This window comes from Streptomyces sp. NPDC058665 (assembly GCF_042714995.1).
In the GTDB taxonomy this organism is placed as follows: Bacteria; Actinomycetota; Actinomycetes; order Streptomycetales; family Streptomycetaceae; genus Streptomyces.
The window spans coordinates 15,732-37,776 of sequence record NZ_JBHXRX010000073.1 but is presented as its reverse complement, the minus strand read 5'-3'; the positions used below and the strand labels follow the sequence as shown (position 1 = coordinate 37,776).

At 69.6% G+C, this 22,045-nt stretch carries 18 protein-coding genes; 13 read left to right on the top strand and 5 right to left on the bottom strand.

Annotated features, from left to right (window positions below; all coding sequences use genetic code 11):
• Nucleotides 1-45: 45 nt before the first annotated feature.
• Nucleotides 46-798 carry an ABC transporter ATP-binding protein gene (locus ACFWV8_RS32825; RefSeq protein WP_384212661.1) on the bottom strand — a complete coding sequence of 251 codons (753 nt, stop codon included), beginning with the start codon at nucleotides 796-798 and terminating at the stop codon, nucleotides 46-48.
• 112 nt (nucleotides 799-910) lie between these two features.
• Nucleotides 911-1,855: an ABC transporter permease gene (locus tag ACFWV8_RS32820; RefSeq protein ID WP_384212638.1), complete on the bottom strand. Its 945-nt coding sequence runs from the start codon at nucleotides 1,853-1,855 to the stop codon at nucleotides 911-913.
• A gap of 165 nt (nucleotides 1,856-2,020) precedes the next feature.
• Between ACFWV8_RS32820 and ACFWV8_RS32815 the strand changes: the two genes are divergently transcribed.
• From ACFWV8_RS32815 to hemC, 8 genes are all read left to right on the top strand, one after another.
• The gene (locus ACFWV8_RS32815; RefSeq protein ID WP_384212635.1) at nucleotides 2,021-2,650 is read left to right on the top strand and encodes a TetR/AcrR family transcriptional regulator; all 630 of its coding nucleotides are present in this window, start codon (nucleotides 2,021-2,023) and stop codon (nucleotides 2,648-2,650) included.
• Nucleotides 2,651-2,886: 236 nt separating this feature from the next.
• Entirely contained in the window at nucleotides 2,887-4,593 is a 1,707-nt protein-coding gene (locus tag ACFWV8_RS32810) for a glycosyltransferase family 4 protein (RefSeq protein WP_384212631.1), read from the top strand.
• Nucleotides 4,594-4,759: 166 nt separating this feature from the next.
• Nucleotides 4,760-5,518: a methyltransferase domain-containing protein gene (locus ACFWV8_RS32805; protein WP_384212654.1), complete on the top strand. Its 759-nt coding sequence runs from the start codon at nucleotides 4,760-4,762 to the stop codon at nucleotides 5,516-5,518.
• 56 nt (nucleotides 5,519-5,574) lie between these two features.
• Nucleotides 5,575-6,477, top strand: a complete 903-nt coding sequence (locus ACFWV8_RS32800; protein ID WP_384212628.1) for a TylF/MycF/NovP-related O-methyltransferase — start codon at nucleotides 5,575-5,577, stop codon at nucleotides 6,475-6,477.
• Nucleotides 6,478-6,534: 57 nt separating this feature from the next.
• Complete coding sequence (locus ACFWV8_RS32795; RefSeq protein ID WP_384212626.1) at nucleotides 6,535-10,140, top strand: CDP-glycerol glycerophosphotransferase family protein; 3,606 nt, start codon at nucleotides 6,535-6,537, stop codon at nucleotides 10,138-10,140.
• Nucleotides 10,137-13,091, top strand: a complete 2,955-nt coding sequence (locus tag ACFWV8_RS32790) for a CDP-glycerol glycerophosphotransferase family protein (RefSeq protein WP_384212624.1) — start codon at nucleotides 10,137-10,139, stop codon at nucleotides 13,089-13,091. The genes ACFWV8_RS32795 and ACFWV8_RS32790 overlap by 4 nt, the downstream gene beginning before the upstream one ends.
• Nucleotides 13,088-14,254, top strand: a complete 1,167-nt coding sequence (locus tag ACFWV8_RS32785; RefSeq protein WP_384212621.1) for a glycosyltransferase — start codon at nucleotides 13,088-13,090, stop codon at nucleotides 14,252-14,254. The genes ACFWV8_RS32790 and ACFWV8_RS32785 overlap by 4 nt, the downstream gene beginning before the upstream one ends.
• Before the next feature lie 300 nt (nucleotides 14,255-14,554).
• Nucleotides 14,555-15,496, top strand: coding sequence for a hydroxymethylbilane synthase (gene hemC / locus ACFWV8_RS32780; RefSeq protein ID WP_384212618.1), 942 nt, complete (start codon nucleotides 14,555-14,557; stop codon nucleotides 15,494-15,496).
• Here hemC and ACFWV8_RS32775 read toward each other — a convergent pair.
• The 3 genes from ACFWV8_RS32775 to ACFWV8_RS32765 all read right to left on the bottom strand — a co-directional run bounded on the left by ACFWV8_RS32775 (nucleotide 15,489) and on the right by ACFWV8_RS32765 (nucleotide 17,360).
• Complete coding sequence (locus tag ACFWV8_RS32775; protein WP_384212616.1) at nucleotides 15,489-16,460, bottom strand: hypothetical protein; 972 nt, start codon at nucleotides 16,458-16,460, stop codon at nucleotides 15,489-15,491. The two genes, hemC and ACFWV8_RS32775, sit on opposite strands and share 8 nt — an antisense overlap.
• 91 nt (nucleotides 16,461-16,551) lie before the next feature.
• The gene (locus ACFWV8_RS32770; RefSeq protein ID WP_384212613.1) at nucleotides 16,552-17,166 is read right to left on the bottom strand and encodes a hypothetical protein; all 615 of its coding nucleotides are present in this window, start codon (nucleotides 17,164-17,166) and stop codon (nucleotides 16,552-16,554) included.
• On the bottom strand, nucleotides 17,163-17,360 hold the full coding sequence (locus tag ACFWV8_RS32765; protein ID WP_384212610.1) for a hypothetical protein: 198 nt from the start codon (nucleotides 17,358-17,360) through the stop codon (nucleotides 17,163-17,165). The genes ACFWV8_RS32770 and ACFWV8_RS32765 overlap by 4 nt, the downstream gene beginning before the upstream one ends.
• Nucleotides 17,361-17,470: 110 nt before the next feature.
• On the opposite strand from ACFWV8_RS32765, the gene ACFWV8_RS32760 reads away from it, so the two are divergent.
• The 5 genes from ACFWV8_RS32760 (at nucleotide 17,471) to rph (ending at nucleotide 22,041) form a co-directional block, all read left to right on the top strand.
• Nucleotides 17,471-18,307, top strand: coding sequence for a Scr1 family TA system antitoxin-like transcriptional regulator (locus ACFWV8_RS32760; protein ID WP_384212607.1), 837 nt, complete (start codon nucleotides 17,471-17,473; stop codon nucleotides 18,305-18,307).
• Nucleotides 18,304-18,519, top strand: a complete 216-nt coding sequence (locus ACFWV8_RS32755; RefSeq protein WP_384212604.1) for a DUF397 domain-containing protein — start codon at nucleotides 18,304-18,306, stop codon at nucleotides 18,517-18,519. The genes ACFWV8_RS32760 and ACFWV8_RS32755 overlap by 4 nt, the downstream gene beginning before the upstream one ends.
• A gap of 146 nt (nucleotides 18,520-18,665) precedes the next feature.
• The gene (locus ACFWV8_RS32750) at nucleotides 18,666-18,839 is read left to right on the top strand and encodes a transposase (protein WP_384212601.1); all 174 of its coding nucleotides are present in this window, start codon (nucleotides 18,666-18,668) and stop codon (nucleotides 18,837-18,839) included.
• Between the two features lie 60 nt (nucleotides 18,840-18,899).
• Nucleotides 18,900-19,202 carry a hypothetical protein gene (locus tag ACFWV8_RS32745; RefSeq protein ID WP_384212598.1) on the top strand — a complete coding sequence of 101 codons (303 nt, stop codon included), beginning with the start codon at nucleotides 18,900-18,902 and terminating at the stop codon, nucleotides 19,200-19,202.
• Between the two features lie 298 nt (nucleotides 19,203-19,500).
• Entirely contained in the window at nucleotides 19,501-22,041 is a 2,541-nt protein-coding gene (gene rph / locus ACFWV8_RS32740) for a rifamycin-inactivating phosphotransferase (RefSeq protein ID WP_384212596.1), read from the top strand.
• Nucleotides 22,042-22,045 lie beyond the last annotated feature (4 nt).

Sequence of the window (22,045 nt, the reverse complement as noted above, 5' to 3'; positions counted from 1 at the left end):
GGCCCCGGTTTTGCGCCCGGGCCGCCCCTCCCGCGTTGTGCGGCGCTACGTCTTCGCGGGGGGCTTCTTGCCGGGCTTGTGCCCAGGCTTCTTGCCCGTGAACTCCTCGTACGCCGCGACGACTTCCGCCGCCGGCCCGTCCATCCGCAGTGTCCCGGACTCCAGCCAGATCGCCCGGTCGCAGGTCTCGGTGATCGTCCTGTTGCTGTGGCTGACCAGGAAGACGGTGCCCGCCTCCGCGCGCAGTTCGGCGATGCGCTCCTTGCTGCGCTTCTGGAACCGGGCGTCCCCCGTCGACAGCGCCTCGTCGATCAGCAGCACGTCGTGCGCCTTGGCCGCCGCGATGGAGAAGCGGAGCCGCGCGCCCATTCCGGAGGAGTAGGTGCGCATCGGCAGGGTGATGAAGTCGCCCTTCTCGTTGATGCCGGAGAACTCCACGATGCCGGCGTAACGGCTCCTGACCTGCGCCCGCGTCATGCCCATCGCGAGCCCGCCCAGTATCACGTTGCGCTCGCCGGTCAGATCGCTCATCAGCGCCGCGTTGACCCCGAGGAGCGAGGGCTGGCCCCGCGTGTAGACCTTGCCCTGGCTCGGCGGCAGCAGCCCGGCGACCGCCTTGAGGAGGGTCGACTTCCCCGACCCGTTGGAGCCGATGAGACCGATGGCCTCGCCCTTGTACGCGACGAAGCTCACGCCCCGTACGGCATGCACCTCGCGCACGCCGGGGGCCGGCCGGCGCGAGACGATCCGGCTGAGCGCCGAAGTGGCGCTGCCCTTCCCGCCCTTGGTGCCGTGCACCTTGTAGGTGACATGGACGCCGTCGACGACGACGGTCGGAACTCGTTCGTCCGAAACACGTTCGTCCGAAACACGCTCGGTCGGAACTCGCTCGTTGGGAACACGCTCGGTCTCAGCCACGGCCGTACTTCTCCTCCGCCTGCCAGAAGAACAGGAATCCGCCGGCCCCGACCAGCACCGCCCAGCCGGTGGCGACCAGCCAGACGTGGGGCGGGAGTTGACCGGCGGTGAAACTGTCGATGAGCGCGAAGCGCATGAGGTCGATGTAGACGGCCGCCGGATTGCATTCGAGCGCCAGCCGGACCAGGTGCGGCACGTCCCCGTTCTTGAACACCGTGTCCAGGCTCCACATCACCCCGGACGCGTACATCCAGGTGCGGAGCAGGAACGGCATCAGCTGCGCGATGTCGGGCGTCGACGCCGCCAGCCGCGCGAAGACCATCGCGAGCCCGGTGTTGAACACGGTCTGGAGCGCGAGAGCGGGCACGGCCAGCAGCCAGGCGGGCCTCGGGTACTGCCCGAAGACAGCCAGGATCACCGTCAGCGCGCCCAGGGAGAACATCAGCTGCTGCAACTGCTGGAGGGCGAACGCGAGGGGCAGCGAGGCGCGCGGGAAGTGCAGGGCGCGTACGAGACCGATGTTGCCGGAGACGGCGCGGGTCCCCGCGGTGACGGTGCCGGCGGTGAACGTCCAGATGAAGACGCCGGTGACCAGGAACGGGACGTAGTCCGGCACCCCGTCCTTGGTGTTGAGGAGAAGGCCGAAGATGAAGTAGTAGACGGTCGCGTTGAGCAGCGGCGTCATGATCTGCCAGAGCTGGCCGAGCTTCGCCTGGCTGTACTGCGAGGTGAGCCGGGCGGTGGCGAGCGCGGTGACGAAATGGCGGCGGGAGTGCAGCACGCGGAGATAGCCGGGGAGCGTGGGCCGGGCCCCGCTCTCGGTCAGACCGTGCCGGGCGGCGAGAGCGCGCAGGTCCTGCGGAGCTGCCGGGGCTGGTGCGCGCGAGGGTGCTTCGGGGGCCCGGACCGGGGCGGGGGGTGCGGTCGTCTGGCTCACGGAGGTCGCTTTCGACGAGGGACATCGAACGAAGACGGTGGGGTGGTGGGCGGTGGGGCGGTAGCGGGTGCCGGAGCAACGGAACGGGACCGTTTCGTCGTAACGAAGAGGTTAGATCGGGAGCACGTCGCAACGCAACCGTTTCGTCGTGACGTCCGTGACGCTATGCTCGTCGGCATGCCCACGGACCCCCGCCTCTCACGCCGCGCCCCAGCGGGAGCCGCCGTGCTCCGTGAGGATGTGACCGACGCCATCCGCTCCGCCGTCTTCGAGGAGCTGGCCGCCGTCGGCTTCGCGCGGATGTCCATCGAGGGCATCGCCCGCCGCGCCGGCGTCGGCAAGACGGCCGTCTACCGGCGCTGGAAGTCCAAACTGGCGCTGGTCCTCGATCTGGTCTCCGCCGTGGCCGCCCAGGGGCTGCCCGTCCCCGCGACCGGTTCTCTGTACGGAGACGTACGCGCCCTGCTCGAAGTGGCCTCGCATGCCCTGCGCCACCCGCTGGCCTCCCGTGTCATCCCCGACCTGCTGGTCGAGGCAGCCCGGCACCCGGAGATCTCCGAGGCGATCAAGTCCGCGCTGCTGGACAAGGAGAAGGGCATCGCCGCCGCGGTCGTACGCGAGGCGGTCGCCCGTGGCGAACTGCCCGACGGCACCGATCCCGACCGGGCGCTCGACCTCATCGCGGGTCCGCTCTACTGGCGTCTTGTCGTCGTACGGGGCGACCTGCCCGCCGGCTATCTCGACGACCTCGCCACCACGGCGGTCACCGCGCTGACCCGCGACCGCGGCGCCTGATCGAGGCGCGGCGCCCGCCTCGCCCCCACCCCGGCGCGCCCGGCGCGTGTCGCGCCCCCTCACGCGCCCACGCGCGCTCACCCGGCTCCTCGCCACGGCCGTACGGGTGACATGACCCCCGCCTCCGTAGCCCTGGTGGACGAACCTTCGTTGCCCGGAGGGGCGGACCAGGGCAGGTCCCTCCGCGGAGACGGGCGCGAAGCCGAGCGCCGAGGACGAGCCGAAGGACGGGCGCCATGACGGTCGCTTCCACACCAGATTCCGGGCGGCCCCTGGAGGCGGTCGCCGCGGGGGCCCGGGGACGCGGCAGGGGCCGGGTCGTCATGCTCGTCGACAACGCGGTCAACGGCGACTCCCGCGTACAGAAGGCCGCCCGCTCCATGGCCGACGCGGGCTGGGACGTGGTGCTGCTCGGCCAGTCGCCGGACCGCGACCGGCACCGCTGGACCATCGGCGACGCGGAAGTCCACCTGATCCCCGTCGTGATGACCCTCGCCAAACGCCGCAGGGACTACCGAAGAGTCGTTCTGCCCCGGCTCTTCGCTTACCGGCGCGGCGGCATCGCGCACCACCGCAAGCAGTGGGTCAAGGCCTGGCGCGCCGATCTGCTGGCCCGCAGATCCGCCGAGGGCGGGCGATTCCTGATCCGCCGGACGGCGGCCCGGATCCTGGCCCGCTGGGTCGGCTTCCGGCACCGCCAACTCGCCTTGGTGGAAGGCAGACGCAACCCGGACTCGCTGCCCGAGCGGCTCCGTACGGTCATGTGGCGCGCGCTGCTCGGCGACCGCTGCTGGCGCAGACTCGAACCGTACCTGTGGGACTACGAGTTCGCCTTCGGCCCCGTCGTCGACGCACTCGAACCGGATCTCATCCACGCCAACGACTTCCGGATGATCGGAGTCGCCGCCCGTGCCGTGCACCGGGCGCGGGGCAGAGGCCGGAGCGTGAAGCTGGTCTGGGACGCGCACGAGTATCTGCCGGGCATCAAACCCCGTGCCGGGTACCGGCGTTGGATGCCCGCGCATGTCGCGCACGAGCGGGAGTACGGGCGGTGCGCGGACGCCGTCGTCACCGTCTCCCCGACGCTGGCCGAGCTGCTGCACAAGGAGCACCGGCTGCCCCGGATGCCCGTCGTCGTGCTCAACGCCCCCGGCGGCGGCCCGCCCGCGGAGCGGGCCCATGAACCCGTCCCGGATCTACGGGAGTTGTGCGGCATCGACGCCGCCACACCGCTGCTGGTCTACAGCGGCGCCCTCGCCCCGCAGCGCGGGCTCGCCACGCTGATCGAGGCGCTGCCCCAACTGCCGGGCGTACACGCGGCGCTGATCGTTCCCGCGCCCGACGGGTGGGTCGTACGCAAGGTGCTCGACCACGCGGCGGAACTCGGCGTCGCCGACCGCGTGCACCCGCTGCCGTACGTACCGCACTGGCAGATCGTGCCCTTCCTGGCCACCGCCGACATCGGCGTCATCCCGATCCACCACTGGCCGAACCATGAACTCGCCCTGATCACCAAGTTCATGGAGTACGCGCACGCCCGGCTGCCCATCGTCGTCAGCGACGTACGCACCATGGCGGCGAAGGTGCGGGAGACCGGGCAGGGCGAGGTGTTCCGCGCCGAGGACACCGAGGACTTCGTACGGGCGGCGCGGGCCGTGCTCGACGATCCGGCCGCCTACCGAAGGGCGTACGACCGCCCGGAGCTGCTGGCGGAGTGGACCTGGGAGGCGCAGGCCGACATCCTCGACGGCGTCTACCGGGGGCTGTTGGCGGTCCCGGTGGAGGCAACCGTCGCCGCGACGGTCCCGCTGGACGGAGCGGCGCTCGGCAAACCGGCGCCTGGAGGCGGGCAGGGGCCGGCCGACGAACCCGCACCCGGCGGCAGACCGGGCCCGGGGGAGGAGACGGAGCCGGGCGACCCGGCGGGGGCGGCGGCGAACTGACCGGCCGGGCACGGCGCGTGAGTACATGAGCACGTGAGCACGTGACCATACGGCCGTTCGGGCGTTGATGTCCTCGAACGCCGGGACCTCGAACGCCGTGGGACGAGACGCCACCGGCGTCGGGGGAGCGCCGCACCCAACGAGCCGGATGGAAAGTGAGTCACCCGTGCACAAGTCCGCGTACGCGCAGATGGAGCTCTGCGTCAAGGAGTACATGCCCGAGTCCGGCCGCCACCGGGTGGTCGATCTGGGCTCGCGCATCTCGCCCAACCAGTCGCTCACGCACCGCGGTCTGCTCGAAGGGCGCGATGTCGAGTACATCGGCGTCGATGTGCTCGACGGTGCCAACGTCGACATCGTGATGCCCAGGCCGTACCGCATCCCGGTGCGCTCCCGGACCGCCGACTTCGTGCTCTCCGGCCAGGCCTTCGAGCACATCCCGTTCTTCTGGGCGTCGATGATGGAGATCTCGCGTGTCCTGCGGCCGGGCGGGCTGGCGTTCGTCACCGCGCCCTCGCGCGGCCACGCGCACGACGCGCAGGACTGCTGGCGGTACTACCCCGACGGGTTCAGGGCCATGGCCGCCTTCGCCGGGCTCGAACTGGCCGAGGCCTACACGGACTTCCCGCCGATGAAGGGCATTCGCTTCGACTACGCCGCCATCGACGGCAAGCGCGCCTACTGGGGCGACTCGGTCGGGGTGTTCCGCAGGCCGCGCCGGCCGAGGCGGCGGGTGTGGGAGTACGCGGTGCGTGAACTGACCGTCCGGTACGCCAACCGCGTCGGCGGCGTGGACGGCGTACCGCTGCCCGAGCCGGTCGCCGGGCGCGACCGTTGCGGCCGGGGCGGCCAGGGGGTCCCTGCAACCTCTGTTGTACCCGCGCAGCCTGTAACGGCCAAGGCGCACACGAAAGAGGCACAATAGGGCGGGAGTTGACGAAAGGTGACATCTGCGGAGTTCTGCGCGTACCGTCCGTCGGCATGGCATGGCGAAACGCAGTGAACGGCGCACTTGAGAAGCTCACCGGATATCAGCTCAGGCGGATCCCGGTCCCGGCCCCGCGGTCGGCGACGCCAGCGTCGACGCGGACGCCGACGCCGATGCCGTACCGGCCGGTCACGGCGAAGGCACCGGCCGATGCGCACGCGCCGGCAGAGGCACAGCCGCAGCCACAGCCCACCAAGCCCAAGCCGAGGCCCAAGACGGCGGCGCTGCCCGCCGATTACGACGACGAGGCGAAGTCGATCATTCGCGCGGTCAAGCCGTACACGATGACCTCCCCGGAACGGCTCAACGCATTCATCCTCGCCACCCGCCATGTCGTACGGCACAACATCCCCGGTGACATCGTCGAATGCGGAGTCTGGCGCGGCGGCTCGATGCAGGCCTGCGCCAAGACGCTGCTCTCGCTCGGCGAGACCGACCGCGGCCTGCATCTCTTCGACACCTTCGAAGGTATGCCGCCGCCCACCGCCGAGGATCTGCGGCGTGACGGCAAGTCCGCCGAGGAACTGCTCGCGGCCCAGGGCAAGGACAGGCCGATCTGGGCCATCGCCTCGCTGGAGGACGTACAGGCGGGCTTCGCGGAGCTGCCCTACCCCGGTGAGCGGGTGCACTACGTGCAGGGCATGGTCGAGGACACCGTGCCGCAGCAGGCGCCGGAGCAGATCTCCATCCTGCGCCTGGACACCGACTGGTACGCCTCCACCAAGCATGAACTGGAGTTTCTCTACCCCCGGTTGGTGAGCGGCGGAGTGCTGCTCATCGACGACTACGGCTACTGGCAGGGCTCCCGCCAGGCCGTGGACGAGTTCCTGGAGAAGACGGGCGAACGGCTGCTCATGCTGCGCATGGACGAGGGCCGGATCGCGGTCAAGCCCTGAGCCCGCTGTTGAACTGACTGTGGAAGTCCGGAAGTTCGGAAGGACCGTGCACCACGCATGACCCCCCGCCTCACCGTCGTCGTGCCCATCTACAACGTGGAGGACTATCTCGACGACTGCCTACGCTCGCTGGCCGGACAGACCATGGCCGACTCCGAGATCGTCATGGTGGACGACGGATCCACGGACGGGAGCGCACGGATCGCGAGACGGTTCGCCGAACGGGACCCGCGCTTCCGGCTGGTCGAGCAGGAGAACGCCGGGCTCGGCGCGGCGCGCAACACCGGAGTCACGTGCGCCCGGGGGGAGTTCCTCACCTTCGTCGACAGTGACGACGTCGTACCGCACGACGCGTACGAGCGGATGCTCGCGGCGCTCGACGCCTCCGGCTCCGACTTCGCGACCGGCAATGTGCTCAGGCTCGGTCCCGGAGGTGTGCTCGTACAGGCGCCCATGTTCCGCAAGCCGATGGCGACGGACCGCTCCGGGACGCGGCTCAGCCGCGACTGGGTGCTGCTCGGGGACCGTATCGCCTGCAACAAGGTCTTCCGGAAGTCCTTCTGGGACCGGCACTCCTTCGTCTTCCCCTCCGGGGTGCTGTACGAGGACATCGCGGTCGTGCTCCCCGCGTACTTCCTGGCGAGCGGCGTGGACGTGCTGTCCGGCCCCGTCTACCACTGGCGGACCAGGGACGGCTCGATCACCGCGAAGCGGGCCGTGCCGAAGGGGATCCGGGACCGGGTCACCGCCGTGTCGACGGTCTGCGACTTCCTCGCCGAGCGGCGGCGCACGGCCACGGGTGAGGGCACCGACGGCCACGGCATCGACAGCCACAGCACCGGCGGCACTGGCAGCACCGGTGGCACCGACGGCATCAACTGGGCCGACGCGGAACGCCGTTACCACCAGCATGTCCTCTCCGGCGATCTGTGGCTCTTCACCGAGGCGCTGCCCGACGGCGACGCCGACTTCCACACGGCCTTCCTCGATCAGGCCAACACCTTCGCCGCGAGGGTCGACCGACGCGTCTTCGACGACCTGCCGCTGCATCTGCGCGTCAAGTGGCAGCTGATCCGCGAACGCCGCATGCCCGAACTCCTCGCGCTGCTGGCCCACGAGAAGGCCGACCCCGGCTCCTTCGGCGTCCGCGGACTGCGCAGGTCCCGCGCCGAGTTCGCGGTGCTCACCGGCGGTCTGTCCCGGGCCGTCGCCACCCTCAGGCCCAAGGAGCTGCCGGTGACCTCGCATCTCACCGAGGCCGTATGGCGCGACGGGCGACTGCATCTCAAGGGCTACGCGTACGTACGCAACGTCCCGGCCGACGCGCGACACAAATCCGTCAAGGCCGCTTGGCTGCGCACCGGGAAGCGGCGTCTGCTGCCGCTGCGGACACGCACCGTGCGGGCGCCGGCGGCTACGTACGAGTCCCGGCAGGGGCTGCACGACTACGACTGGGCCGGGTTCGAGACCGTGGTCGACGCGGGCAGGCTCGCCAAGGCGAAGGCCTCGTCCCGCAGTTCCCGCACCGTGTGGAAGCTGGAGATGGGCGTGTTCGGGGCGGGCCGACTGCGTCGTGCGCCGCTGCGGCTGACAGGTTCGGGCGCGGCGCCCGCCGTACCGGCCGTGCACTATGTGGACGACACCGTGCGCGTCGTGCCCGCGCTCTCCGGCAACAAGCTCGAACTGCGCGTCGAGCCCGTACAGGCCCTGCTCACGGGGCACGCCCCGCTCACCGGCCACGGCCCGTCGGCTGCCGACGGAGCCGTACGGATCGAGGGGCTGCTCCACGCCATCAGCAGCCCGCCGAGCGTACTGGCCGTCAAGAACTGGTACACCAAGGAGGTCCGGGAGTTCCCGCTGAGCCTCGCGGGCGCCACATTCAGCGCCGACGTCCCGCTGTCGGTCTTCCGCGATCCCACGGCGGGACGGCGGTCCACCGTGCCCTGGGGCGTCCATCTCGTACGGGCCAACGGCAGCCGCTTCGCCGTGGCCGCCCGGGGCGCCGTCCGTCCCGGGCAGTACGGGCTCGGCGACGGCCGCGAGTTGTACGTCACCGCCAACGCGGCGGGCGATCTCGTCCTCAGCGACCAGACCGAGCAGCCGGTGGTCGACACGGCCTGCTGGACGCTCGACGGTGAGCTGGTCCTGGAAGGCAGCCAACCTGGTCTGTCTTCCCCCGAGTTGGTGCTGCGGCACACAGGTCACCGTGAGGAGAACGTCTTTCCTCTCACCGCCCTCCCGGAGGGCCGGTTCCGGACCGCCCTGCTGCCAGGCGCCGTCGAAGGACTGAACGGCGTACGCCAACTGCCCGAGGGGCGCTGGCTGTTGTACGTCCGCGAGGCGGGCGAGGGCGACCCGGAGCGCTACACCCCCGTCCGCGTCCAGCCTTCGCAGCACCAGACGCTGCCGCTCGTACGGACCCTGGACGGACGGGAGTTCACCCTGGACCGGCACCAGCAGGACATGCTCCAGCTGCACTCCGGGTCCGTGCTCCCGGAGCAGGACCGGGGCGAGTACCGGCAGCGGCGGCTGCGCCGCGCCTACGCCAACTCCCGTGCCGCGGGCCCGCTGCGGGACGCCGTCCTCTACAGCAGCTTCGACGGCAGGCAGTACTCCGACTCACCACGCGCCGTCCACGAGGAACTGGTGCGCCGACAGGCCCCCGTGGAACATCTGTGGGTCGTACGCGACCGGCAGGTGGCCCTGCCGCGAGACGTACGCGCCGTCGAACTGCACAGCGCCGACTGGTACGAGGCGCTGGCGCGCAGCCGATGCGTCGTCAGCAACACACATCTGCCGGAGTGGTTCGAGCGGGCGGACGGCCAGCATGTCGTCCAGACCTGGCACGGCACCCCGCTCAAGCGCATCGGCCGCGACCTGACGGGCGGCGCCCACGCGGACGAGTCGTACATCGCGACCCTGCCGGGCCGGGCCGCGCAGTGGAGCGTGCTCGTCTCGCCCAACAGCTTCTCCACACCGATCATGCGCCGCGCCTTCGGGTACGAGGGCACGGTCCTGGAGTGCGGCTATCCGCGCAACGACCTTCTGTACGCGCCCGACCGGGGCAAGGTCGCCGCCGCGCTGCGCGAACACCTCGGGATTCCCGAGGACAAACGCGTGATCCTCTACGCGCCGACCTGGCGCGAGGACCAGCCCAGAAAGGGCGGGCGATACGGGCTCGACCTCCGGCTCGATCTGGACCTGGCCGCCGCGGAACTGGCGGACGACCACGTCCTGTTGGTCCGCCGCCACTACCTCGTGGGCGGTACGGTCCCGGGCGCCGGGCGGGGCGCGACCGGTTTCGTACGCGACGTGTCGCGCTACCCGGACGTCGCCGAGCTGATGCTGATCAGCGACGTCCTGGTCACCGACTACTCGTCGCTGATGTTCGACTTCGCGCAGACGGGCCGGCCGATGTACTTCCACGCGTACGACCTGGAGCACTACCGGGACACCCTGCGCGGCTTCTACTTCGACTTCGTGTCGGCGGCGCCCGGACCGGTCGTCGCCGACACCGCCGCGCTCGTGGCGGCTCTGCGGGCCCCGGAGTCCCGGGTGCCAAGGGACGCGTACGACCGGTTCCGGGAGACCTTCTGCGATCTGGACGACGGCACCGCCGCAGCCCGTGTCGCGGACCTGATGCCCGTGGGGGGCGGCGCATGAGCGCGGTCGAGATCAGCTGTGTCGTCACCGCTGGGGTGGACGCGCAGGCGCTGCGCAGGTCGGTGGAGTCGGTCGTCGCGCAGACGATGCGGGCCACGGAGGCGGTGGTGGTGCTCGGGCCGGCGGTCGCGGGGGCGGTGGGTGGACCAAGCGATGCCGATACCGCAACAGATGCCGGGACGGGAGCCGACGCCGCGTCGGGCGCGGCGTCGGATGTCCCGTCGGATGCCGAATCCGCCGCCGAGGACGTGCGCGCCGTGGCCGGTGAACTCGCCGCGCTGGACCCCGCGCGCGTCAGGGTCGTCACCTCGGGAGCCGAGGCCCCCACCAGCGGCGTGCTGCGCAACCACGGCCTGGACCAGGCACGAGGCCGGTACGTCACCGTCCTCGGCGAGGGCGAACGCCTCCAGCGGGACGCCTGCCGCAATCTGTGGGAGGCCGCCGAACGCTCCGGTGCCGAACTCGCCGCCGGGCGGTGGACCCGCCGCGCGGGCCGCCGCGCCAAGGAGCAGCCACCGGCCCGGATCGTCGAGAGCGAGCTGTACGCGCGCTCCCGCACCATCGACAAACTGGCCGACGCCCCCGAACTCGTCGTCGCCGACGCCCTGGTGACCGGATTCTGTGTGAGTACCGCCCTTCTCGACCGGGCGGGGCTGCGTTACGCCGAGGACCTGGACCGCCCCGAGATCCTGTTCGGCGCCCAACTGGCCGCCGCCGCACACCGGATCGCCCTCGTCCCCAACCTGGTCGTCAGCGGCAGGGCGGCCCACGACCCGGCGGGCACGCTGGAGGGGCAGCTCTCCGCGCACGTACGCGTCGCCGAACTGCCCCTGCTCCGCAACGACGTTGCCCTCCGCGAGGCCCGCGACCGGGCCTTCCTCGTGGACCAACTCGTCTCCCTCGCCCGGCAGTTCCCCAAACTCGACGCGGAGGGACGGGCCAGCGCCGCCGCCCTGGTCGCCACGCTGCCCGCCGCCAGGACCGATCCGGACCTCCGGCTGGACCTGCCGCCCCTGGAGCGGGTCTGCCTCCAACTCCTCGCCGACGGCGACGCCGAGGGTGTACTGGCCGCCGGCTACGCGCTCGGCAGGCCCGACACCGTCACCTCCGCGCTCGTCGAGCGCGACGGCCGGGTGTACTGGCGCGCGTCACTGCCGGACGACCCCGGGGAACGGGCCGCGCTCGACGTCACGGAGCTGGGCCACCAGTACCGGCCCTTCAACGGAACCCCGTTGATGAATCACCTCACCCACTGCGGCCAGGAGGGCGAGAAGCTCGTCCTCGAAGGGCGGCTCCCGGTGCCGCTCCAACTGCTCCCCCCTGATGCCCCGTTGAACGCCACGCTGGAGTTCCTGGCCCGCGGCACCGACGGCCGGCTCGTGTTCCGGGCGCCGGTGGACGAGGTGTGGCACCAGGGCGACGCCGTCCACTGGCGCGCCTCCGTCGAGCTCGGCGCGCTCCTGCGCGTCGGCGGGGCGCGGGACCGCGTGTGCGACCCGCACTTCGCCCTGCACACCCCGGTGGGCACCACCAGCGGCCCGCTTTTCCTGGAGCGGGACCGGGTCGATTCGGCGGGCGGCTACCGGGCGCGTCCGCGCCGGGGGCGGCTGTTCGGCGACAGCTGGAAGCCGTACGTCACGGTGAAACACCACCTCGCGCTGCAACTTGAGGCGCGCCGCCGCCCCGGACGGATCGCGGCGGCGGCCCTCCACTACCTCACCCACTTCCGCCCGGCGCGCAAGCTGAAGAGGCTGGCCAAGGGGCTCCGCCGGCGCTTCGACCGGCTCTTCGCCCGCTCGTTCAAGGCGCGCGTCTACAACCGGCTGCTGATCCGGCTCCCCGTCCGCAAGGGCTCGGTGGTCTTCGAGAGCCATATGGGCAAGTGCTACGGCGACAGCCCGCGCGCCATGTACGAGGAACTGCGCGCGCAGGGCCGCCGCAAGGTGCGCTGCACCTGGTCGTACGCGTCGTCCGCCGACGGCTTCCCGGCGGACGCCCGGCTGGTGCGGCGGCTGTCCTGGCGCTATCTGTGGACCCTGGCCCGCGCCCAGTTCTGGGTGGACAACCAGGGTTTTCCGCTCGACCTCAAGAAGCCGCCCCGTACCACGTACCTCCAGACCTGGCACGGCTCCGCGTACAAGCGCATGGGCTTCGCCGAGAGCCGGATCAAGGCGCAGAACGCCTCCGAGCGCGACAAGTTGAGCGCCGCGCTCGCCCGGTTCGACCACTTCCTCGTACGGTCCGAGCACGACGTGGCGACCCTGGCGCGCGACTACCGGCAGCCCGCCGAATCCCTGGTGCGCTGCGGCTATCCGCGCAACGACCGGCTCGTGCGTGCCCGCGCGACCGACGAGACGCGGGGGCGCTTCCCGCGCCCGGCGCTCGCGACCGCGCTCGGGATCTCCGACCACCGTGAGGTGGTGCTGTACGCGCCGACGTTCCGGGGAATGCCGAAGAAGGGCCGCACGACTCAACTGCCCCTCGACGTCCGGCAGTTCGCGGAGCGCTTCGGAGACGAGTACGTCCTGCTCGTACGGGCCCACTATCTGGAGTCCGCCGTCCTGCCCGTCTGTCCGCCCGGCACGGTGATCGACGTGTCCGGCCACCACGACGTCAGCGAACTGCTCTGCCTCGCCGACGTGTTGATCACGGACTACTCCTCCATCATGTTCGACTACGCCCTGCTGGACCGGCCGATGGTCTTCTTCGCACCGGACCTGGACGCGTACGCGGCCGAGCGCGGCAGCTACTTCGACCTGCGCGCGGAAGCTCCCGGGCCCGTGGTCGAAACGCAGCACGAGCTGCTGCGGGCGATGGAGGAGTTGAAGCAGTCCGACACCGCGCACCGGGCCGACCGGGCGCGCTTCGCCCAGAAGTTCGGCGGCTACGAGAGCGGTCAGGCCGCGCGTACCGCCGTGGACGTGCTCTTCGCAGGAAGGACCCGCCGGTGACCGACACCGCGCTCGCCACCGTCCCCCGCGAGCTGATCCTCCTCGCCAACGCCACGGACGTTCTCGGCGGGGTCACCGCCTGGACCCACCAGATGGCCCGCCTCTTCTCGGCCCACGGCCACCGGGTCCAGGTCGTGGGCATCCACGAGGCCGAGCTGAAACTCACCCTCCCCGAGCCGCCCGCCTACCCGGTGACCGCGCTCTACCCAGCCCACCCGCCGACTCCCTGGCAACCGCGCTCACCACTCGACCACTTCGACCTCCGCGCGCGCCGCCGCGAAGCGGCCAGGGTGGCGGACAAACGGCGGGCCGTGGCCCGTCTCTCGAAGATCTTCCAGTCGGCCGGGCCGGGCGCGCTGGTGATCGTCACCCAGGTCTGGCCGATGGAGTGGGTCCTGGAGGCCGACACGACGGGGCTACGGCTGATCGGGATGAGCCACGAGTCGTACGAGTACAGCAAGCGCTGCCACCGCTTCCGCTGGATCAAGAACAGCTACCCGCGCGTCGACCGCTGGCTCACCCTCACCCAGGAGGACGCGGACGCCTGGATCGCCGAGGGCTTCGACAACGTCGGCGCCATGCCCAACGCACTCGGCTCCCTGCCCGAACTCCCCTCGCCCCGCACGGGGAAGACCGTCGCGAGCATCGGCAGACTGGACGACCAGAAGGGCATCGACCTGCTCCTGGAGACCTGGTCCATGGTCGCCGGAAAACGCCCGGACTGGCGCCTACGCGTCTACGGCGCAGGCCAGGACGCGGCGGCCCTGAAGAAGCAGTGCACCGAACTGGGCCTGGACGACTCGGTCACCTGGATGGGCCGCACCGACGACGTGCCGGCGGCGCTGGCCGAGTGCTCGGTCTTCGTCCAGTCCTCACGGGGCGAGGGATTCCCCCTGGCCCTCATGGAGGCGATGGCGAGCGGAATGCCGTGCGCGGCGTTCGACTGCGCGCCGGGCGTCCGGGAACTCATCACAGACACGGAGGACGGCCTCCTGGCACCCCCGGGCGACACGGACGCCCTGGCCGACCGCCTACTACGACTGACGGGCAACCCCCGCCTGCGGACCACCCTGGGCGACCGGGCCCGCGCGAACGTCCAGCGCTACTCCCAGTCGGAAATCCTGCGCCGGTGGCACGAGTTGTTCGATCTGCTGGACCGCTAGGGCCTGTCCGGCGGGACCATGGCTGTGAGCCATGCGGCATTGGTGCAGGGTGGCGGCGACGAGCTGCACGACAAGACAGGCGGGATTACTGAACCCGCGTGCGGTGCGCTGAACCTTCGCCAGGTCGCCGGTGGTGTACGGGTGGATCGATGCCCGAAGCCCCGGTGCGAGAAGGCCGACGCTCATCGGTCTCTCGGTTCCTCGGGTGCATTCATTGCCGGCCGACGCCCTGTCTGTATGTGCACGTCTCAAGGAGTCCTAGCCTGGTGACATCCAGTCAGGTTCGGAGAGTTGGTCACCGTGGTTCAGTACCTCGTCGGCTCGCGTGCCAGCAATCTCGCCAAAGCCCAAGTGCGCGAGTATCTGCGTCCTTTGCGTGAACGCTTCCCGGACACCACGTTCACGCACCACGTGATTCTGGAATCGGGCGACAGGGATCGTAGGTCGCTCCTGTCGAGTGTTTCGGCGGTAAGTGGCTCAGCGTTCAGCGGCGAGCAGGAAGCGGCATTGCTCCGCGGTGACGTGGATGTGATCGTCCATTCGCTGAAAGATCTCCCTACGGCCAATCCGACTGGTTTGATGCTGCTTCCCCCGCCGGGGCGCGAAGACGTACGGGATGCGCTGTGCGGTTCGACGCTCGCCGGTTTGCGGAAGGGGGCGCGTGTCGGCACGGGCGCCCCTCGGCGTATCGCACAGCTTCTCGCGGTGCGCCCCGATCTTGAGATCGTGCAGATCCGGGGGAACGTCCCACCACGCCTGAAGAAGATCGAGACGCAAGGACTTGACGCGGTGGTCCTCGCTGCCGCGGGATTGCACAGGCTCGGACTCGACCACGAGATCGGCGAGTTGCTGCCCTTCGACCTGTTCCCGCCGAGTCCCGGACAGGGGGCGTTGGGAATTCAGGTTCGTACCGACGAGTCCTCGGCTTCGCTGCGCGCGATCCTGTCCACGGTCGGTGATGTGGCCGTTGACGCGGAGATCAGGGCGGAGCGCGCACTGCTTGCCGAGTTGCACGGCGGTTGCAGTGTGCCGGTGGGGGCGTACGGCGAGACTCTGCCCGACGGGGGGATCCGGCTGTTCGGTCAGGTCAGTTCGCTGGACGGCACCGAGCAGATTTCCGGGACGTTGTCCGGCCCGCCCGCCGAGCCCGAGAAGTTGGGCGCGGCCCTGGCCGCGCTCCTCATTGACCGGGGCGCGCATTCGATCCTTGACGCGGTGCGGGCCGCTCTCGCGGTCAGGTGAGCTGCCGCGCGATGTCGAGCGCCGCGTAGGTGACGCTGCCGCTCGCCCCTGCCCTCTTGAGCATGGTGAACAGCTCGATCAGTAGGCGCACGTCCCGCCCTCCCGTCTCGTCCGTACGCGTCATGGACGTGTATTCGCCGGACACCGAGAACGGGAACAAGGGCGCGCGGGTGACTGACCGGAGTGTGGCGAGCACGTCCGCAGTGAACTGTGCGGGCTCCAGCAGAATCATGTCGGCGCCTGCGGCTTCCATGCGTAAGGCCGTGTCAACGAACTGATCGGCCCTTCCGGGGTTGATCTGGAATTCCCGGTTGAGGCCCGCTTTGGGGGTGGCGCCCATCGTGAGGCGGAATCCGTCGTACAGACTGGACCAGAAGATCACGTGTGGCATGAGGGACACCCCGTCGTGCCCGGACTGGTCGAGTGCTTTCCGTGCGCCGACGACCGTGCCGAGCACCATGGACGCGGGGCCGACGATGTCCGCGCCCGCTTCCGCGTGTGCCACTGCCTGTCGTGACGTGATCTCGATGGTTGCGGGTAGGTCGGGGAGTCCGTTGCGGTCGGTGAGGTAACAGACACCATCGGCGGTGTACGAGCACAGGCACGTTTCCGTCATGACGGCGAGGTCCGGAACGGTGTCCTTGCAGGCGTGCACGGCTCGGGCCATGAGGGAATCGGGAGCGAGCGAGACTTCCCCGGTGGTGTCCCGTTCGAAGGACTCGGCGAACAGTTTCACGGACGGTACGCCGAGACGGGCGGCGTCGCGCATCACTGCGGGAATGTCCGCGAGGGTGACCGTAGGCATGGGACGGTCGGCGGGCTCGTCGGTGACGAGCAGGACCATGGACAGATCGGCGGGAGTGAGTATCTGCGGCTCCAGCAACCGCCGGACGGCCGGACGACTCCGTAACGGAGTCGTCGCCCTGGCGCCCGTTTGTGGTCGATGCTCGGCAGTAGTAGTCATGATTCGTCCCCTTCTGCGATGTGTACGCGTTCATGGCCCCGCGCGGTGAACGCGGCTGACTTCCACACGGGCCGGCGGTGCGGTCGATGGACTAAAGGGTCTCTACGACGGTGACGTGGCGTAGTTGGCGGTGGAGGCGGGAGGCGAGCATGCCGGGGTGTTGGGGTTTGTTGTACGGGGTGAGCGCGTCGTTCTCGGAGGTGTGCCAGCCGTGTTCGGTGAGGCGGTAGAGGGTGCCGGAGACTCCGTGGAGGTGGGGTTTGCGGACGCGGAGGAGTGCGTGTTCGGTGTGGCGGAGGAAGGGGCACTGGCGCAGGGAGAGTTCGACGTGTTCGGTGCATAGGGGTGGCATGGCGGTGATGGATTTCTCGGGCCAGGTGGGGGGTGAGTCCGGGCGGTGCCAGTCGATGAACAGCCAGCCGTGTTTGTCGCGGCCGGCGGGCTGGGCGCAGATCTGGCAGAGCATCTGTTCCATGCAGGTGCGTTGGCGGGCGGGGTGCATGGAGTCGTAGCGGATGCGGCCGGGTTCGGTGGGTTCTTGCATGCGGATCCAGAGGTTTCCGTGGCGGTCGCGGTCTCCGGGGCGGGGGTGGGTGTAGGCGAGCCGGGGGCCTTTCGCGGTGAACTCCACGGTCAACTCGGCCTTGCGCGGGCCCACATCGGTGCTGCGCGCGGCGACGTAGGGGGTGGCGGGCGGCATCGTCACGCCTCCCGGTGGGAGTCGGCGGTGAGGCAGGCGGGGCAGTTCACGGCGCGCAGCCACTCGTCGGTCACGCCGCTGGGGTCGGTTGCCCCGCAGACGGCCTGGTGTTTGTCCTCGCCGATGACCCGGAGTCTGTGCACGGTTCTCACGTCGTCCCCGACCGTGCCCGCGACGGTCTCCTGCGAGTTGTTCTTCATGGCGCCCACACCTCTCCGTAGTCGTTCCACTACCAAGGCGGCTCAGCGTGACCTAGAGTCGAGGGACCATTCAACTTGTCAGGCATGGACGAAAGATCGGTCGCAACCCTTTGAATCGCAAGGAGTTGAACCCCGACAGCTCTCCGCAAGCCGCCTTCGGAGCGCGTCTGCGCAAGTCACGCGAAGATCGCGGCTGGACGCAGGAGGAGTTGGCCCACAGGATGGGATATTCCAGTACGCATATTTCGTCCGTCGAAACTGGTCGGAAGTTTCCAACCTTGCGTCTCGCGCGCAGTGCGGACCGCGTTTTCGGCACCGGCGACACACTCGACACGTTCGAGCGTCAGTGGCGCGAGATCCGGCACGGTGTACTGCTGGAGGGCTTCCCGGAGTACGTCGGCTATGAAGGTCGCGCGGTAGAGATCCGGCTGTACGAGATCGGGATCGTCCCCGGGCTGCTCCAGACACCGGACTACGCCAGGGTCCTGGCCGACAGCGCCGTACGGCGTGGGGCGATCACCCCCGAACAGGCGGCTGAGCGGACCTCGTTCCTGGCCGAAAGGCAGGAGGCGCTGGTGCGGTTCCGCCCTCCCATGATGTTGGTGGTGATGGACGAGAGCTGTATCCGACGGCCGGTCGGAGGGCAGGAGGTCATGGGCGCTCAGCTCGACCGGTTGACCGAGTTCGCCGAACTGCCGAACACTGTTCTCCAGATCGCTCCGTTCGACATGGGCGAGCGACGCACATTCGATCTGCCGATGAATTTGCTGACACTGTCGGACCTGTCCGTGGTCGCGTACGCGGAGTCCCAGCTCCAGGGGCACCTGGAACGTGAGACCACGTCCGTGCTCCCCATGCTTACGGCCTACCATCAACTACAGGCCGAAGCGCTGTCGCAGGCGGCATCGGTGGCCATGATCAAAGAGGCACGAAAGGGCACCCCGTGACGACCACGACCGAGTCCCCCCGCTGGTTCACCTCCTCGTACAGCAACAACGGCGGCAACTGCGTCGAGGTCGCCGCCAACCTCGCCGCCACCCGTGGCATCGTCCCCGTCCGTGACTCCAAATCCGTGGCCGGTCCGGTCCTCGACTTCCCCGTCACCTCCTTCGCTTGCTTCGTAGCGGGCATCAAGGCAGGGCAGTTCGGCACCGTCTGATCTCTGGTCGGGCAGCGAATCCACAGGTCGTCCCAGTAAGGAACGGGCGATCCTCGCGGAGCGGCAACTGGCCATCGGGCACCTTGAAGCCACCCGCAGGTCAACTCAGGGAGATCGCTGCGTCGTTGCGGGTCTCGGAGCGGTCAGTGGAACGCGGCGGCCCGATCGTGCTTGTGTGGGACAACCTGCGCATGCACCTGGTCGCGCCGCTGCGGGAGTTCTTCGAGGCCAACACCGACTGGCTCACTGTGTTTCAGCTACCGGCCTATGCCCCGGACCTGTCTCGTCGGCACCGGGCTGAGCATGGATCCGGCCCCTGACGGACGCGGTGATGCAAATGCCCGACCGCTGACGGCGCCAGCTGTGGCAGCATCATCGCCATGTCTTTGCTGACCTGGGACTACGACGGTGATCTGTTCTGCACCCTCACCACAGAGACGGGTGCGGGCGAGGGCCGGATGACCCACTTCGAGCTCAGCGAGGCCCGGATGGTTCCGGGCGGAGCCTCTTCTGTGTCTGCTTCACCGACTCCAGGGCCGACAGTCGTGACGGTGCTGGCCTACGCACCCGAGGAGGAGAAGCCGGCAGAGGTCTACTTCGACGCAACGCAAACGCTGCCGTTCGCCGTCCTCCAGCACTTCGTGGAGCTCGTCGCCTCACAACTGACAAGCGCAGAATTGTAGAGCAGCCGTCCTCGCAGCACAGTTAGACCCTGGGCCGACATCGCGAGTTCAAGTTCAGTAGCGGATCGCCGACATGTTCAGTCTCATCGGTCCGCATCTCAAGAATCACGATGCGCAAGCCCTGTACGAGCGCGCACGAGCCGTCGTCCGCACCGAGTTGGTCCCCGCAAAGGCAATGGCGAGGAGAACTCTCCTCGCCACTCTCAACCTATAGCGCACCAGGGGGCTTGCCACAAGGCCCCGGTTAGCGCGCAGAATCGTCGGCCGACGCCATAACCTGCGGAAATGGGGGCACGACGTGCGTGCGCAGTATGTGTTGGATCTTCGAGGGGTTGACGAGACGCAGGTTGCCCTCGTCGGTGGCAAGGGAGCGCAACTCGGCGTGCTGGCGCGGATCGACGGCGTTCGCGTGCCCGAGGCGTTCTGTGTGACGACGGATGCGTTCCGGCGGGTTGTTGCGGATGTGCCGTCGATCGGCGATCAGCTCGACCAGTTGTCGCGCGTGGACCCGGACGACCGGGAGGTCGTCCGTACGCTCAGTGCGGAGATTCGGCGGGGCATCGAAGAGGTCGTCATTCCGGGTGATATCGCGGAGGCGATCACCGGCGCGCTCGGTCGGTTCGGTGAGCAGGGCGCGTACGCCGTACGGTCCAGTGCGACCGCGGAGGACCTGCCCACCGCCTCCTTTGCCGGTCAGCAGGACACGTACCTGAATGTCGTGGGGCCGGATGACATCCTCCGGCACATCAGGCGGTGCTGGGGCTCGCTGTTCACCGAGCGGGCCGTGGTCTATCGGCGGCGTAACGGTATCGACCACCGTACGGTTCAGATGGCCGTGGTCGTGCAGCGGATGGTCCTCCCGTATGCGGCCGGCGTCCTGTTCACGGCCGATCCCGTCACCGGCAACCGGAAGGTCGCCACCGTCGACGCCGGCTTCGGTCTTGGCGATGACCTGGTCTCCGGGCTGGTGAATCCGGACGTCTTCACGGTGCGGGGCGGTGAAGTCGTCCACTCGCGGCGGCAGGACCGGCAGAGGGAGCCCGCGCTGACGGACGCGCAGGTCGTACGGCTCGTGGGGCTCGGGCGGCGGATCGAAGCGCACTTCGGGTGTCCGCAGGACATCGAATGGTGCCTGGCCGACGACCGCTTCCAGATCGTGCAGAGCCGGCCCATCACCACGCTGTTCCCCATCCCCGAGGCCGGTGACCAGGAGAATCGCGTCTACGTCTCCGTCGGCCACGGGCAGATGATGACCGACCCCATGAAGCCCCTGGGGCTCTCCATGTGGCGGCTGACGGCCATGGTGCCGATGCATGAAGCCGGCGGAAGGCTGTTCGTTGATGTCACCCGACGACTGGCCTCGGCCGCGGGCCGGGCCGGGCTCCTGGACGTCATGGGGAAAGGCGATCCGCTGATCAGGGACGCTCTGGAGACCGTTCTCGACCGCGACGATTTCGTGCCGACTGTCCCGGACACAAGCCCCGGCGGGCCACCGGCCCACGCTCCGATCGAGACCGATCCTGCCCTCGTCACCGAGCTCATCGAGCGCAGCCAGGCCTCCATCGCCGCCCTGGAGCGGGACATCCGCACAAAGACCGGACCCGCGCTCTTCGACTTCCTGCTGGAGGCCTTCGAGGAGCACAAGCGGGTTCTCGGCGATCCGCTGAGCCATCAGGCGATCATGGCGGGGATGGAGGCCACCTGGTGGCTCAACGACACGCTGGGGGAATGGCTGGGTGAGAAGAACGCGGCCGACACCCTGACGCTCTCCGCCCCCGGCAACATCACCTCGGAGATGGGACTCGCGCTGCTCGACGTCGCGGATGTGATCCGTCCGCACGCGGAGGCGGTCGCGTTCCTGCGAGGCATCGTGGACGAGGGCGTCGAGGACGAGGGCTTCCTGGACGAGTTGGCCAAGCTCCCCGGTGGGACCGAGGCGCGCGACGCCATCGGGTCCTACCTCGACCGGTACGGCATGCGCTGCGTCGGCGAGATCGACATCACGAGGCCACGGTGGCGCGAGCGCCCCACCACACTCGTGCCGGTGATCCTCGACAACGTGAGGAACTTCGTGCCGGGCGCCGCCGCGCACCGCTTCGAGCAGGGCCGTCGGAAGGCACGGAAGAAGGAACAGGACGTGCTGGCACGCCTGCGGACCCTGCCGGACGGGGACCGGAAAGCAGGCGAGGCCAAGCGGATGATCGACCGCGTCAGAACCTTCGCCGGGTACCGGGAGTACCCGAAGTACGACATCGTCAGCCGCTACTTCGTCTACAGGCGGGCCCTGTTGGAGGAGGCCGGGCGCCTCGTGCGGGCCGGCGTGCTTCCCGGGGAGGAGGACATCTTCTACCTCACGTTCGGAGAACTCCACGACGCCGTGCGCGCGAACCGGGCGGACGGCCGGCTCATCCAGCGGCGCAAGGACGCGTTCCGCTCCTACCGGGCGCTCACACCGCCCCGGGTGCTCACGTCCGACGGCGAGGCCCTCAGCGGCGCGTACCGCCGCGACGACGTGCCGGCCGGTGCCCTGACGGGCCTGCCGGTCTCCGCGGGGACCGTCGAGGGACGGGCCCGCGTCATCCTCGACCTGGCGCGGGCCGATCTCGAAGCGGGCGACATCCTGGTCACCGCCTTCACGGACCCCAGCTGGTCACCGCTGTTCGTCGCGGTCGCGGGGCTGGTGACGGAGGTGGGCGGCCTTATGACCCATGGCGCGGTGATCGCCCGGGAGTACGGCCTGCCGGCCGTCGTGGGCGTGGAGCGCGCCACGCGGCTGATCCGGGACGGACAGCGGATCCGTGTGCACGGAACCGACGGGTACGTCGAGATCCTGCCCTGAACCG

Excerpts from the sequence above, each read along its gene's own strand:
- ACFWV8_RS32795 (WP_384212626.1), top strand. The coding sequence starts at position 6,535 with ATGACCCCCCGCCTCACCGTCGTCGTGCCCATCTACAACGTGGAGGAC.
- ACFWV8_RS32815 (WP_384212635.1), top strand. The coding sequence starts at position 2,021 with ATGCTCGTCGGCATGCCCACGGACCCCCGCCTCTCACGCCGCGCCCCA.
- ACFWV8_RS32800 (WP_384212628.1), top strand. The coding sequence starts at position 5,575 with ATGGCATGGCGAAACGCAGTGAACGGCGCACTTGAGAAGCTCACCGGA.
- ACFWV8_RS32765 (WP_384212610.1), bottom strand. The coding sequence starts at position 17,360 with ATGAAGAACAACTCGCAGGAGACCGTCGCGGGCACGGTCGGGGACGAC.
- ACFWV8_RS32810 (WP_384212631.1), top strand. The coding sequence starts at position 2,887 with ATGACGGTCGCTTCCACACCAGATTCCGGGCGGCCCCTGGAGGCGGTC.
- ACFWV8_RS32745 (WP_384212598.1), top strand. The coding sequence starts at position 18,900 with ATGTCTTTGCTGACCTGGGACTACGACGGTGATCTGTTCTGCACCCTC.
- ACFWV8_RS32790 (WP_384212624.1), top strand. The coding sequence starts at position 10,137 with ATGAGCGCGGTCGAGATCAGCTGTGTCGTCACCGCTGGGGTGGACGCG.
- ACFWV8_RS32775 (WP_384212616.1), bottom strand. The coding sequence starts at position 16,460 with ATGACTACTACTGCCGAGCATCGACCACAAACGGGCGCCAGGGCGACG.